The following is a 14,129-nucleotide window of genomic DNA, read 5'->3' on the forward strand; positions in this document are numbered from 1 at the left end:
GGCCCCGGCCGCGACGGCGGCGACGGCGCGGGCCGCCGCCGCGCCACCGCGGCTGGGGAACTGCGCCGCCGGTCAGCTCTGCCTGTGGCGGAGCGGCGGCTTCACGGGGGCCCGCCAGACCCATGAACTGGCCGGTGTCGACATCGAAAGCTGTGTCCCCCTGCCGTCCGGCACGAGCGCGGCCTCGCTGGCGAACCGGACGGGCCGTCCGGTGACGGCATATCAGAGCGGGGAGTGCGCCGAGACGGCCGAGTTCCGCACCTACCCCACGGGCTCCTGGGCCCCCGAAACCCCTTACCAGGTACGGGCCTTCAAAATCTGGGAACGATGACCCCAGCCGACTGACGTCCGAGGCTCCGCCGGGTCGGGCTCAAGCGTCGGGTGGGCTGTCCGGCCCGGCCGGGCCGGACAGCCCACCCGCTGAGCGGCCGTCAGCCGCTCGCCCCTACCACAACCAGGGCGGGCGGACACGGCGGTCAGCCGGGGACGGCGCCCGTACGGGCGCCGTCCCCGGCTGACCGCCGTGTCCGCCCGCCCTGGTTGTGGTAGGGGCGAGCGGCTGACGGCCGCTCAGCGGGTGGGCTGTCCGGCCCGGCCGGGCCGGACAGCCCACCCGCTGAGCGGCCGTCAGCCGCTCGCCCCTACCACAACCAGGGCGGGCGGACACGGCGGTCAGCCGGGGACGGCGCCCGTACGGGCCGCGAACTCCCGTACGCCGGGCACCCGGGCGGGCGCGTAGAGGAGATCTGCGGTCAGCGCGCGGAGCGCCGGCCGCCGCACCTCCTGCGGCGCCTCCTGCTCGACCCGCCGTAGCGCTGCCAGGGTCTGTTGCCCGTCCCGGAGGGCGTGCCACATGCGGGCGGTGTCTGTCCAGGCGCGGGCCCGCCGCTCCGGCGTCGGCATGCTGTCGATGTTGATCCCCCGCGCCACGCTTACGCCCTCATCCGGGATACCAAGAGCGTTGAAGACGCCGATGCGGTACACGTCGACCTGCGTGCGCGTCGCATCGACGGTGAACAGGCCGGAGGGCGCGGCCTCGCGGCGGGCGGTCTCCTCCTCAGCCGCGTCGAGGAGGTCCAACGCGGTCGTGCGGTCCCCGCCCGTCGCCGCGCTGTATGCGGCGGTGAGCATGAGCGTCGTACGGACCGCGGCCGTCTGCTCCTGCCCCGTGTCGAGGTCCCCGGCCTCCCGTGTGAGGTGCCGGACGGCGGAGGGGCAGTTCCCCGAGCGGCGCATCGTGATTGCCAGCACACGGGATGCCTCCCCGATCGGCACCGGGTGCCCGGACGTACGGGCTGCGGTGAGCGCCCGGTCGGCGGCGGCCCAGGCCGCGTCGGAGTGCTGCTTGAGCGCGAGCTCCGCGGCGAGGACGTACGCGCGGGCGAGGACGACGCCCGCCTTCTCCCGCGCGTGCCCGCTCGCCTCCTCCCACGTCGCCGAGACGGCGGCGAGCAAGCCCGGGAGGGCGTGCCCGAGGGACGTGTACCGGGCCGCGCGGAAGTCCGCCCGCGCACTCGCCGTCTCCTGCACCAGCCGCGCGACCGGGACGGGCGCAGCGGAGGGCAGTCGGAAGAGGTAGTCCTCAAGAGGAGCGGCCGGATCACCTCCGCCGGCGGCTGCGGCGGCCGGTGGGGCGCCGAGTGCGGCCGTCACCCCGATCGCTGCCGCCCCGGTGAGCAGGTTCCTACGACGCACCGCATCCTCCTCGTCCGCTGGACGCCCCACCGTACCGAGCATGGCACCGCCGGGCACAGGAGTCCTGGTCAGCCTGTCGGGTGGGATACCGAGGAACGCCGCGAAGGCAAGGAGCCGGTCGTACTCCAGCCGCATGCGGCCGGCCTCGATCCGGGAGACGGCGGACGCCGAGTAGCCGACGGCGCCTCCGACCTGAGTTTGTGTGAGCCGCGCGCGGCAACGGGCTCCGCGGAGCTCGGCCCCGATCTCCTGCGCGGGTCTGATGACGTCCATAGGCGCCTCCCACGGAACGGCGGGAGGGACGACGGTAGCGGCAACTCCGGGGCGCCGGGAGGGCGTACGGATGCACACCGTGTGCGAGCCCCGCACACCGCGTGCCGACCGAGCCCTTCCGCCTCCCAACACCCAGGTCCCGGCGACATGGTGAGTTCACGCCCGACCGATCGGCTGGGCAACTTCCGACGGCGCAGGTCAATGCCGGTGCCGTCCCCTTCCCTCCAAGGAGGCGCCCATGGAACACGTGCTCGTGACCGGTGGGGCCGGCTTCATCGGCTCGCACTTCGTGAAGCGCATCATCCGCGCGGAGGATGTCGCTACCGTGACCGTTCTTGACGCCCTCACCTACGCCGGCCACATCGAGAACCTGGGGACGGCGTTCCTCAGCCCCAAGCTGACGTTCGTCCAGGGCAACATCCTTGACGCCGAGCTCGTTGGCGAACTGGTTCAGCAGCACACCGCCGTGGTGCACTTCGCCGCTGAGTCGCACGTCGACCGCTCGTTCTCCGACGCCGGGGCGTTCCTCGCGACGAACGTGCACGGCACGCAGACTCTCCTCGACGCTGCGATGCGGCACGGGATCGAGACGTTCGTGCACGTCTCGACGGATGAGGTCTACGGCCCGCTGCTGGAGGGCACGGCCACCGAGGAGTTCCCGCTCCGCCCGTCCGTGCCCTACGCCGCGTCGAAGGCCGCGAGTGACCTCGTCGCCCTGTCGTACTTCCAGACGTACGGCGTGCCGGTGTGCGTGACCCGGTCCTCGAACAACTACGGCCCATACCAGCACCCCGAGAAGATCATCCCCCTGTTCCTCACCCGCCTCCAGCGCGGTGAGCCGATCACCCTCCACGGGCGGGGCGAGCACGTCCGCAACTGGCTCCACGTCGAAGACAATTGTGCCGGCGTAGAGGCGGTCCTCCGCGGCGGCACTCCCGGGGAGGTCTACAACCTCGGCGGCGGAACCGACCTCACCGGCCGGGAGTTGACCGACTACCTTCTCCGCATCTGCGACGCGACGGAGGACACGATCACGTACGTGCCCGACCGGCCGGCGAATGACCTCCGGTACTCCATCGACTGGACGAAGGCCTCGGCACAGCTCGGGTACCGGCCTGAGCGGGACCTCATGGACGGGCTCGCCGAGACCGCCGACTGGTACCGCCGCAACCCCGACCGGTGGGCTCCGCTCATGCGCAACCCGCAGGCCGCCCGGCCCTCGCGCACCGTGCCCGCCGCCTCCCCGGCAGGGTGGTGACCGGCGTGCCGAAGCGCATCCTCGTCACCGGGGTCGGCGGCGCCCCCGGCTTCGACCTCGCCCGGTCCCTCCAGCGGCTTGGCTGCAAGGTCCTCGCGGTCGACGCGGACCCGCACGCGGCCGGGCTCCTCCTCCCCGAGGTCACCGCTCATGTCATCCCGCCGGCGACGGACGCCGCGTACCGCGCCGGCATGCTCTGCCTGTGCGCGAAACACCGGCCCGACGCCGTCCTCCCGACCATCGAGCGGGAACTCCCGCGCATGGTTGGCCTCCGCCGGCCGCTGGCCGACCTCGGCGTCACCACATGGCTCCCGGACCGGGACGCGGTCACGGCCTGCGGTGACAAGGCACGGTTCGCCGCGGTGCTCACCGAGCACGGCGTGCCGACCCCGCGCACCGTCCTCCCCGACGAGCTCGACCGCGCGCCGGATGGCCTGCTCGTCGTCAAGCCGCGGCACGGGCAGGGCGCGAAGGGCGTGCACGTGTGCCGCACGCGAGAGCAGGCCCGCGTGCTGTGCGAGCTCATCCCTGCGCCGATCGTGCAGGAGCACGTCCGCGGGCAGGAGTTCACCGCGGACTGCCTCGTCGACCGTACTGGCCGGGCTTCCGTGATCCTCCGGTACCGGCTCCTGGTCAAGGGCGGGCTCGCCGTCGTGAGCCGCACGTTCAACGACCCCGATGCCGAGAAGCGCGTCCGCGCGACGCTCACCGCGACCGGCATCACCGGGGCGTGCTGCGTGCAGGGCTTCATCCGCGAGGACGGCCCGGACCGCGTCCTCATCACCGAGGCGAACGCCCGGGTCGGCGGCGGGTTCCCCGCTTCCGTCGCGGCCGGCGCGGACTACATCGGGCAGTACCTCCGCGGCCTCTTCCGCCAGGAAGTCGACCATGGCCGGCTTACGTACAAGCCCGACGTCACCCTCACGAAGTACGTCGAGACGCTGGCCACCAGCGAAGGGACGACCCGATGAGCCTCACCGCATCCTCGGACCTTGCGCGGAACGCGCGCCCGTACCTCTACGGCGGCGAGGAGTCCGCCATCGCCTCCGCGCTGGGCGCCGGCCAGTACAACCACGGCCCGGTCACGGAGCTGTTCGAACAGCGCGTCGCGGCGTTCCTCGGCGTGCCGGACGTAGTAGCGGTCGCCTCCGGCACGGCTGCCCTCCATGTCGGCCTCCTCGCCGCCGGCGTCGGTCCCGGGCACGAGGTCCTGGTGCCCTCCTTCACGTTCTGCGCGACCGTGCAGGCCATCGTTGCGACGGGGGCCCGTCCGCGCTTCATCGAGGTCAACCCCGGCACCGGGTGCGTCGAGCCCGCCGAGGTCCTGGCCGCCCTCACCCCGCACACCCGCGCGGTCATGCCGGTCCTCTACGGGGGCCGCGCCGTGGACCTCGCTCCGGCACGCCCCGTACTGGACGAGCACGGTGTCACCGTGGTCGAGGACGCGGCTCAGGCGTTCGGCTCCTGGCAGGGCGCTCGCCGAGTTGGCGCGACCGGCATGGTGACGTGCTTCTCCTTCGGCCCGATCAAGAACCTCACCTGCGGGCTCGGCGGCGCGATCGTGCCCCGTACTCCGCTGGAGGCCGACATCTGCCGACGGCTGCGCGGCCTCGGCATCGTGGAGTCGGCCGCTCACCGCGCGGAGGCGACGACGTACACGGTCGACGGGTTCGGGATGCGCGTGCAGATGTCACCGCTGAACGCCGCCGTCGGCCTCGTGCAGCTCGAACACTTCGCCGAGGCGGAGACCCGGCGCCGCGCGCTCTGGCGTGCGTACGCCGCCGCCCTCGACGGGGTCGACGGGGTCGCCCTGGTCGACGCCGACGTAGAGCGCACCATGCCGCCGATGTTCGCCGTGAGCGTCCTCAACGGCCGCCGCGACCGGGTGTTCCGCATGCTCCGGGACCGTGGCATCGGCGTCGGCGTGCACTACCCGCCGAACCACACGCAGCCCGCCTTCGCGAAGTGGCACCGGCCGCTGCCGGTCACCGAGCAACTGGGGCAACAGATCATGACCCTGCCGTTCCACCAGCACCTCACGAAGGTGGACGCCGAGCACGCCGTCGGCGAACTCCGCCGCGCCCTCGTAGGGGTCGGCCGGTGAGCGCCGCCGCCCGGCCGCGGCGCCTCCTCGCCGTGTGCCTCGGGAACCACTGCCGATCACCGCTCGCGGCCGTCGTCCTTGCCGACCTCGGGGGCCCGGCCGTCGAGGTCCGTTCGGCCGGCACCCGGGAGAAATGGGTCGGGCACCCCGCCCACCCGGACATGGTGACGGCCGCGGCGGCGGCCGGTTACGACCTCACCGCGCACCGCGGCGTGCCCATCAGCCCGGCCCTGCTGGAGTGGGCGGACACCGTCCTCCCGATGGATGCCGGCAACCTCACCGCCCTCCGCGCCCTCACCGACGAGGCGACCGCGGGGAAGTGCGGCCTGTACCTGGGTGACCGGGATGTCCCCGACCCCTGGGGCAAGGAGCCGGATGCCTTCGCCGACGTCGTTCGCCTCATCGAGGACGGCGCCCCGCGGCACCTCCCGTAAGAAGCCAGCCGGTTGCGGCGGACAGGAGCACGTCCACGAGCCTGTCCGCCGCGTCCGGCCGCCCGTGCCTCCGGGCCGTTTCCGCCATCCCCGCGCGCCGCGCTGGGTCGGAGAGGAGCGGCCCGAGGGCGTTCTGCAGCCGGTCCGCGGTGACCTCGCCGGTGAGTGCGACGGCGGCGCCGGCGTCCTCGAGGTGCCGGGCGTTGTGCGCCTGCTCGTTCCCGGCAGCGGAGGCGAGCGGCACGAACACGGCCGGTTTCCCGAGCGCGGTGAGCTCCGCGAGGGTGCCGGCGCCACTGCGGGAGACCACGATGTCGGCGAGCGCCAGGACGTCGGGGAGCTCCGGGCCGACGAACCCGGTGAGGTAGTACCGCCCGGCGAGCTCCGGCGGGAGCGCCGCCGCACCCGCGCGCAGCGCCTCCACGTTCGTCGGCCCACACTGGTGCACCACGTTGGCGCGCTCCAGGAGCCATGGGAGAGCGTCCCGGATCACCTCGTTGATCTGCTGCGCTCCCTGGGCACCGCCGGTGACGTAGAGCGTCGGGAGCCGCCGGTCGAAGCCGGTCAGCCCGAGCGCGGCGACTGCCTTGTCCGCGTGCCCGCTCAGGACCTCCGGCCGGACCGGGTTCCCGGTGACGACCGCTGTGGACCGTACGGCCTCCGGGAGGAGCGGCAGCGTCGACTCAGAGGAGACGGCGATACGCGCCGCCGACCCGGCCAGCTTCCGGTTCGCCAGCCCGAGCCGGACGGTCTGCTCGTGCAGCACCAGCGGGCGCTTGCACAGCCGCGCGGCGAGCCCGGCCGGGACGGCGACGTACCCGCCCGTCGCCAGCACGACGTCCGGCCGGAAGCCGCTGATCGCCTTCCTCGCCTGGGCGACGCCGAGTGGCACCCGCGCCATGTCCTTGATGTTCGCCGGGGACACCATCTTGAGCGGGTTCGCAGACCGGCGGATCTTGCCCGTCGCGACCGTCGTGAAGGCGATGCCCTCGGCTGGGGCGACGCGGGCCTCCAACCCGTCGGGAGTGCCGATCCAGAGAACGTCGAGCGCGCGGCCGTCGGCCGCCAGCCGTCTCTGCAACGTCCGGACCACGGTGAGCGCGGGGTACGTGTGCCCGCCGGTACCTCCCCCCGTGACGATGAGGCGGAAGGTGCTCGGCAGACGGGAAGCAGGTTCAGTCACCCCGCGCACCCTAGTAGCTTCGGCCCCGCCCGGCCGCGCTTTCCGGACGGTCCGGCCGGGCCGCGCTGTAGGCCCGCTGCCCCGGCGGAGCGGTAGGAGGCCAGGCCCGGTAGCAGGCCAGGACAGAGCCGATAAATGACCACAGTGTCCTGGAGGCGGGCGAGGCGCCCCGCCTCGACTCCGCCTGCGGTTCCGGGGGCGCGCCCCCGGAACGCCAGGTGCCGGGGCATACGACAACGCGGGGCGGGCTGGAGGCCCAGCCCGCCCCGCGTTCAGCTCGCTGCCGTCGTGGACGGCTACCGCGTCACGGCTCCCCGCCGTCGCAGACGGCTACGCGTCGCCGCCCGCCGGGCCCGGATCCGCCGCGGCCACGTCCAGAAGCTGGTAGCGGTCGATCGCCTGCTTCAGGGCCGAGCGGTCGATCTTGCCGTCGCGGGCCAATTCCGTCAGCACGCCGAGCACGATCGACTCGGCGTCGATGTGGAAGAAGCGCCGGGCCGCGCCGCGGGTGTCGGCGAAGCCGAAGCCATCCGCGCCCAGGGACTGGTACGTGCCGGGGACCCAGCGCGCGATCTGGTCGGGAACCGCGCGCATCCAGTCGGAGACGGCCACCTTCGGGCCCTCCGCGTCCGCCAGCTTGCGGGTGACGTACGGGACGCGCTGCTCCTCCTCCGGGTGGAGCAGGTTGTGCTCCTCCGTCTCGACGGCGTCGCGGCGCAGCTCGTTCCAGGACGTGGCCGACCAGACGTCCGCCTTGACGTTCCAGTCCTCGGCGAGGATGCGCTGGGCCTCGATGGCCCACGGCACCGCGACACCGGAGGCGAGGATCTGCGCCGGGATGGTGCCCTGCTCGCCCTGCCGGTAGCGGTAGAGGCCCTTGAGGATACCCTCGCGGTCCACGTTCTCGGGCTCGGCGGGGTGCTTGATCGGCTCGTTGTAGACGGTGAGGTAATAGAAGACGTCCTCACTGTTCTCGCCGTACATCCGGCGCAGACCGTCCTGGACGATATGGGCGATCTCGAAGCCGTACGCCGGGTCGTACGCGACGACCGCCGGGTTGGTCGAGGCCAGCAACTGGGAGTGGCCGTCCGCGTGCTGGAGACCCTCACCGGTCAGGGTCGTACGACCGGCGGTCGCGCCCAGGACGAACCCGCGCGCCAACTGGTCGGCCATCTGCCAGAACTGGTCACCGGTGCGCTGGAAGCCGAACATCGAGTAGAAGACGTAGACCGGGATCAGCGGCTCGCCATGCGTGGCGTACGCGGAGCCCGCCGCGATCAGCGAGGCCGTACAGCCCGCCTCGGAGATGCCGTCGTGCAGCATCTGCCCGGTCGGCGACTCCTTGTAGGCCAGCAGCAGCTCACGGTCGACCGACTCGTAGGTCTGGCCCAGCGGGGAGTAGATCTTCGCCGAGGGGAAGAGCGAGTCCATGCCGAAGGTGCGGTACTCGTCGGGCGCGATCGGCACGAATCGCTTGCCGATCTCCTTGTCCCGCATCAGGTCCTTCAGCAGCCGTACGAACGCCATGGTGGTGGCGATCTGCTGCTGCCCGGTGCCCTTCTTGAGCGCGGCGTAGGTCTTGTCGCCCGGCAACTGAAGCGGCTTGGCGCGCACGACACGGGTCGGCGCGTAGCCGCCCAGTGCCTTGCGGCGGTCGTGCATGTACTGGATCTCCTCCGAGTTCCGGCCCGGGTGGTAGTACGGCGGCAGGCCGGACTCCAGCTCCTGGTCCGGGATCGGCAGGTGCAGCCGGTCGCGGAAGCGCTTGAGGTCGTCGACCGTCAGCTTCTTCATCTGGTGGGTCGCGTTGCGGCCCTCGAAGTTCGGGCCGAGGGTCCAGCCCTTGACGGTCTGCGCGAGGATCACCGTCGGCTGGCCCTTGTGGGCCTTGGCCGCCGCATACGCCGCGTAGATCTTCTTGTGGTCGTGACCGCCGCGGCCCAGGTGCAGGATCTGGTCGTCGGTCATGCCCTCGACCATCTTGCGCAGCCGCTGGTCGTCGCCGAAGAAGTGGTCCCGGATGTAGCCACCGGTCTCGGTCGCGTACGTCTGGAACTGACCGTCCGGGGTGGTGTTCAGCTTGTTGACCAGGATCCCGTCCCGGTCCTGCGCCAGCAGCGGGTCCCAGGTGCGGTCCCACACCAGCTTGATCACATTCCAGCCGGCGCCGCGGAACTGCGACTCCAGCTCCTGGATGATCTTGCCGTTGCCGCGCACCGGGCCGTCGAGCCGCTGGAGGTTGCAGTTGACCACGAAGGTCAGGTTGTCCAGGCCCTCACGCGCGGCCAGGGAGAGCTGGCCGAGCGACTCCGGCTCGTCCATCTCGCCGTCGCCCAGGAACGCCCAGACGTGGGAGTTGGAGGTGTCGGCGACGCCGCGCGCCTCCATATAGCGGTTCATCCGCGCCTGGAAGATCGCGCCGAGCGGGCCCAGGCCCATGGAGACCGTGGGGAACTCCCAGAAGTCCGGCATCGACCGCGGGTGCGGATAGCTGGACAGCGCGTGACCGAGCTTGGACTTCTCCTGACGGAACCCGTCCAGGTGGTCCTCGGTCAGGCGGTCCAGCAGGAAGGCCCGGGCGTAGATGCCGGGAGAGGCATGGCCCTGGAAGAAGATCTGGTCGCCACTGTCGTGGTCCTTGCCGCGGAAGAAGTGGTTGAAGCCCACGTCGTACAGAGAAGCGGACGAGGCGAAGGTGGCGATGTGGCCACCGACCCCGATCCCCGGACGCTGCGCCCGGGAGACCATCACCGCCGCGTTCCAGCGGGTCGCGTTGAGGACCTTGCGCTCGATCTCCTCGTTGCCGGGGAAGAACGGCTCGCTCTTGGTGGCGATGGTGTTGACGTAGTCCGTGCTGCGCATCTCGGGCACGGCGACACGCTTCTCGCGGGCGCGCTCGATCAGGCGAAGCATCAGGTAGCGGGCACGTTCCCGGCCTCGCTCATCGACGGCTGCGTCGAGCGAGTCGAGCCATTCCTGGGTCTCTTCGGGATCGAAGTCCGGGACCTGGCTGGGAAGGCCGCCAATGATGATCGGGTTGCGATCGGATCCGGAAGCCACGCTATTCCTTCGCTTTTCGGTCGTGCTGTGCACGCACATGGATTCGTGCTCTGCTGCTGTAGCGCCGTTGTCCATCGTGTACCTCGGGTACGGGATACGTCACCTCTACCGAGTGGTAACCATCACCAGGTGAGACGGGCGCTCCGGCGGCCGTTCGGCGTGCGACGGCCGAATCGCAACCTTACGCCCACGACCGGGGTCGTCTGCGTACGGCCGTTCGGCGCCGGGGCGGCGTAAGGTGGCTAGACACACACGTAAGCCGGACATCCTCGGGCAATCCGGTCGGCCGCGCGCCGTTGCGTGCCGTTCCTCCATGATGGGAGTTGCGGCGACACGTCAACGTTTGGGCGGGATCGCTGGCCGGGTACTTGCGCGATCCGCCCGGCCCGTGTGGACTACGCCCAAGCCTCGCGTACGCGCGCGGGGCCCCCACAGACTCGAAGAGTGAATGCAAGATGACAGGAGGCAATCCGTGAGCGCGACCGCGGACCACGCGGAGGAGCGGACCAACCCTGCCGCGAGGCTGGGTTTTCAGCCCGAACAGGTGGTCCAGGAGATCGGCTACGACGACGATGTCGACCAGGAGCTCCGCGAGTCCATCGAGGAGATCACCGGCCAGGAGCTCGTCGACGAGGAGTACGACGATGTGGCCGATGCCGTTGTGCTGTGGTTCCGAGAGGACGACGGCGATCTGACGGACGCGCTGGTGGACGCCATCCAGATGATCGACGACGGCGCACCGGTCTGGCTGCTGACGCCCAAGACCGGCCGTGACGGCTATGTCGAGCCGAGCGATATCAATGAGGCCGCGACCACCGCGGGCCTGTCCCAGACCAAGAGTTTCAACGCGGGCAAGGACTGGACGGGCAGCCGTCTGGTCACGCCGAAGGCCGCTCGTAGCGGCAAGCGCTGAGACTTCGCGGATCCACACCTCAGAGCCCCCCTCCGTGCCCTTTCGGAGGGGGGCTCTGCACGTAGGGTGGACGCGCACCACATGATCAGACGCGCACCACATGATCATTCGAACGTGATCTTCCGGACGTGAGCGAAGGGATGTCCCCATGGCGATAGAGGTCGGTGCGAAGGCCCCCGACTTTCAGCTCAAGAACCAGCACGGCGAGTCGGTCAGGCTCGCCGACTTCCGGGGCGAGAAGAACGTCGTGCTGCTCTTCTACCCGTTCGCCTTCACCGGCGTCTGCACCGGCGAGCTGTGCGCGCTCCGCGACGAGCTGCCGACGTTCGTCAACGACGAGGTCCAGTTGCTGGCGGTCTCCAATGACTCGCCCTTCAGCCTGCGGGTCTTCGCCGAGCAGGAGGGTCTTGAGTACCCCCTGCTGTCGGACTTCTGGCCGCACGGCGAGACCAGCCGCGCCTACGGCGTCTTCGACGAGGACAAGGGCTGCGCGGTGCGCGGCACCTTCGTGATCGACAAGGAGGGCGTGGTGCGCTGGACGATCGTCAACGGCCTGCCCGACGCGCGGGACCTGAACGACTACGTCAAGGCCCTCGAAACGCTGTAGTAGCCGGGAACCGCTCACTAGGATCGACGCGTTGATCCTGATGGGAAACCTTTGATGAAGGGGCACGCAGTGCTCCTGACGAACCTTTTTGGGAGGACTCGTGGGAGTCAGCCTCAGCAAGGGCGGCAATGTCTCGCTGACCAAGGAAGCCCCGAACCTGACCGCGGTCGTCGTGGGTCTGGGCTGGGACGCCCGCACCACCACGGGCACGGACTTCGACCTCGACGCCAGCGCCCTGCTGACGAACGCCGAGGGCAAGGTCGGCAACGATCAGAACTTCGTCTTCTTCAACAACCTCAAGAGCCCCGACGGCTCCGTGGAGCACACCGGTGACAACATCACCGGTGAGGGCGAGGGCGACGACGAGCAGATCAAGGTGAACCTGGCGGGCGTCCCCGCCGATGTCGCCAAGATCGTCTTCCCGGTGTCGATCTACGACGCCGAGACCCGGCAGCAGAGCTTCGGCCAGGTGCGCAACGCCTTCATCCGCGTGGTGAACCAGGCCGACGGCAATGAGCTGGCCCGCTACGACCTGTCCGAGGACGCCTCGACCGAGACCGCCATGGTCTTCGGCGAGCTGTACCGGAACGGGGCGGAGTGGAAGTTCCGCGCCATCGGCCAGGGGTACGCCTCGGGCCTGCGCGGTATCGCGCAGGACTTCGGCGTCAACGTCTGAGCGAGCCGTCGAGCGCCATCGAGGGCCGTCACCGGCCGTCCAAGGCTGTTCAGGGGCCCGTACGAGGCCGCATCCGGCCTGCGCACGAGGCCATTCCGGCGCCGCACCCCCGCGCCCCAGCGGCAGGGGTGCGGCGCCGGACGCGCATCACCCACGCACCACGGGGAGGAATCAGCATCATGGGCGTCACACTCGCCAAGGGGGGCAATGTCTCCCTTTCCAAAGCCGCTCCGAATCTCACACATGTGCTCATCGGCCTGGGCTGGGACGCGCGCTCCACCACCGGAGCGCCGTTCGACCTCGACGCCAGCGCGCTGCTGTGCCAGTCGGGGCGGGTGCTCGGCGATGAGTACTTCATCTTCTACAACAACCTCAAGAGCCCGGAGGGCTCCGTCGAGCACACCGGCGACAACCTCACCGGTGAGGGCGAGGGGGACGACGAGTCCCTGCTGATCGATCTGGTCAAGGTCCCGGCCGGGGTCGACAAGATCGTCTTCCCGGTCTCGATCCATGACGCCGATGCCAGGCGCCAGACGTTCGGGCAGGTCAGCAACGCCTTCATCCGGGTGGTGAACCAGGCGGACGGCCAGGAGCTGGCCCGCTACGACCTCTCCGAGGACGCCTCGGGCGAGACCGCGATGATCTTTGGCGAGGTCTATCGCTATGGGGGCGAGTGGAAGTTCAGGGCCGTGGGGCAGGGGTACGCGTCGGGTTTGCGCGGCATCGCTCTAGACTTCGGAGTCAACGTTTCGTAAAACCGCGTAATAGCGCGCGGGGGAGACCTTACGACGAAGGATTGGGTAGGCAGTGCTCCTCAAAACCTTTGGTTGGTCGTTCGCCGTCACGGTGATCGGTCTGGCCCTGGCCGGCGTCCTCTGGGGGTGGCAGGGGCTCGCGATCGTCGGGATCCTCTCGATCCTGGAGATCTCGCTCTCATTCGACAACGCGGTCATCAACGCGGGCATTCTGCGCAAGATGAACGCCTTCTGGCAGAAGATCTTCCTGACGGTCGGCATTCTGATCGCCGTCTTCGGTATGCGTCTGGTCTTCCCGGTGATCATCGTCGCCATCACGGCGAAGCTGAGTCCCGTCGAGGCCGTCAATCTCGCGATCAACGACAAGGACAAGTACGAGCACCTGGTCACGGCGGCGCATCCGGCGATCGCGGCCTTCGGTGGGATCTTCCTGCTGATGATCTTCCTCGACTTCATCTTCGAGGAGCGGGACATCAGGTGGCTGGGGTGGCTGGAGAAGCCGCTCGCCAAGCTGGGCCGGCTGGACACGTTCTCGATCGTCGTCGCGCTGGTCGTGCTGCTGATCTCCGCCACCACCGTGGCCACCGACGTGGCCCACGGCGGCGGTGACAAGAGCGCCACCGTCCTGCTGGCGGGCGTCGCCGGTCTGGTCACCTACTTGATCGTCGGCGGCATCTCCAGCTACTTCGAGGACAAACTCGAAGACGAGGACGAAGACGACGAGGCCGACGAGGCCAAGGGCGCGGACGAGAGCGGCGAGGAGACGAAGCGCGCCGCGAACGCCCAGCTCAACGGCAGCGGCGGGAGCGGTGGCCGGGGCTCCAGCGGTGCTTCGGTGGCCGGCCTCGCCGGTAAGGCCGCGTTCTTCATGTTCCTCTACCTCGAGGTCATCGACGCGTCCTTCTCCTTCGACGGGGTCATCGGCGCCTTCGCGATCACCAACGACATCTTCGAGATGGCGCTGGGTCTGGGCATCGGCGCCATGTACATCCGGTCGCTGACCGTCTTCCTGGTCCGCAGGGGCACCCTGGACGACTACGTCTACCTGGAGCACGGCGCGCACTACGCGATCGGCGCGCTCGCCGCGATCCTGCTGGTCACGATCAAGTACGAGATCAACGAGGTCATCACCGGCCTGGTGGGCGTGGTGCTGATCGGCGCCTCGTACTGG

13 protein-coding genes are annotated in these 14,129 nt (G+C 70.1%); 10 read left to right on the forward strand and 3 right to left on the reverse strand.

The window, feature by feature from the left end; all coding sequences use genetic code 11:
- Window positions 1-331: peptidase inhibitor family I36 protein (locus KN815_RS35815; protein WP_216346013.1), on the forward strand; the 331-nt coding region annotated here is incomplete at its 5' end.
- Between the two features lie 341 nt (window positions 332-672).
- On the opposite strand, the gene KN815_RS35820 is transcribed toward KN815_RS35815, so the two are convergent.
- The gene (locus KN815_RS35820; protein WP_216346014.1) at window positions 673-1,968 is read right to left on the reverse strand and encodes a helix-turn-helix domain-containing protein; all 1,296 of its coding nucleotides are present in this window, start codon (window positions 1,966-1,968) and stop codon (window positions 673-675) included.
- Window positions 1,969-2,206: 238 nt separating this feature from the next.
- Here KN815_RS35820 and rfbB point away from each other — a divergent pair, with 238 nt between their 5' ends.
- From rfbB to KN815_RS35840, 4 genes are read left to right on the forward strand one after another with little or no spacing between them, the layout of a single operon-like run.
- Window positions 2,207-3,226 carry a dTDP-glucose 4,6-dehydratase gene (gene rfbB / locus KN815_RS35825; protein ID WP_216346015.1) on the forward strand — a complete coding sequence of 340 codons (1,020 nt, stop codon included), beginning with the start codon at window positions 2,207-2,209 and terminating at the stop codon, window positions 3,224-3,226.
- A gap of 5 nt (window positions 3,227-3,231) precedes the next feature.
- Complete coding sequence (locus KN815_RS35830) at window positions 3,232-4,197, forward strand: ATP-grasp domain-containing protein (RefSeq protein WP_216346016.1); 966 nt, start codon at window positions 3,232-3,234, stop codon at window positions 4,195-4,197.
- The gene (locus tag KN815_RS35835; RefSeq protein WP_216346017.1) at window positions 4,194-5,330 is read left to right on the forward strand and encodes a DegT/DnrJ/EryC1/StrS family aminotransferase; all 1,137 of its coding nucleotides are present in this window, start codon (window positions 4,194-4,196) and stop codon (window positions 5,328-5,330) included. The genes KN815_RS35830 and KN815_RS35835 overlap by 4 nt, the downstream gene beginning before the upstream one ends.
- Window positions 5,327-5,764, forward strand: coding sequence for a low molecular weight protein-tyrosine-phosphatase (locus tag KN815_RS35840; protein ID WP_216346018.1), 438 nt, complete (start codon window positions 5,327-5,329; stop codon window positions 5,762-5,764). Before KN815_RS35835 ends, KN815_RS35840 begins: the two co-directional genes overlap by 4 nt.
- Here the strand turns inward: KN815_RS35840 and KN815_RS35845 are convergent.
- Both KN815_RS35845 and aceE read right to left on the reverse strand, forming a co-directional pair.
- Window positions 5,730-6,947, reverse strand: a complete 1,218-nt coding sequence (locus KN815_RS35845; protein WP_253209449.1) for a UDP-N-acetylglucosamine--N-acetylmuramyl-(pentapeptide) pyrophosphoryl-undecaprenol N-acetylglucosamine transferase — start codon at window positions 6,945-6,947, stop codon at window positions 5,730-5,732. The genes KN815_RS35840 and KN815_RS35845 overlap by 35 nt on opposite strands.
- Window positions 6,948-7,277: 330 nt before the next feature.
- Window positions 7,278-10,007, reverse strand: a complete 2,730-nt coding sequence (aceE, locus tag KN815_RS35850) for a pyruvate dehydrogenase (acetyl-transferring), homodimeric type (RefSeq protein WP_216346019.1) — start codon at window positions 10,005-10,007, stop codon at window positions 7,278-7,280.
- Between the two features lie 472 nt (window positions 10,008-10,479).
- Here aceE and KN815_RS35855 point away from each other — a divergent pair, with 472 nt between their 5' ends.
- From KN815_RS35855 to KN815_RS35875, 5 genes are all read left to right on the forward strand, one after another.
- Window positions 10,480-10,920, forward strand: coding sequence for a DUF3052 domain-containing protein (locus KN815_RS35855; protein ID WP_014060347.1), 441 nt, complete (start codon window positions 10,480-10,482; stop codon window positions 10,918-10,920).
- Between the two features lie 148 nt (window positions 10,921-11,068).
- Window positions 11,069-11,527: a peroxiredoxin gene (locus KN815_RS35860; RefSeq protein ID WP_216346020.1), complete on the forward strand. Its 459-nt coding sequence runs from the start codon at window positions 11,069-11,071 to the stop codon at window positions 11,525-11,527.
- 100 nt (window positions 11,528-11,627) lie between these two features.
- Window positions 11,628-12,203 (forward strand): TerD family protein, encoded by a 576-nt coding sequence (locus KN815_RS35865; protein ID WP_009718272.1) that lies wholly within the window; start codon window positions 11,628-11,630, stop codon window positions 12,201-12,203.
- 179 nt (window positions 12,204-12,382) lie between these two features.
- Window positions 12,383-12,958 carry a TerD family protein gene (locus tag KN815_RS35870; protein ID WP_216346021.1) on the forward strand — a complete coding sequence of 192 codons (576 nt, stop codon included), beginning with the start codon at window positions 12,383-12,385 and terminating at the stop codon, window positions 12,956-12,958.
- A 52-nt stretch (window positions 12,959-13,010) separates the two neighbouring features.
- The coding region (locus KN815_RS35875) for a DUF475 domain-containing protein (RefSeq protein ID WP_216346022.1) at window positions 13,011-14,129 on the forward strand (1,119 nt) is incomplete at its 3' end.

Source organism: Streptomyces niphimycinicus (assembly GCF_018883605.1).
Lineage (GTDB): Bacteria > Actinomycetota > Actinomycetes > Streptomycetales > Streptomycetaceae > Streptomyces > Streptomyces niphimycinicus.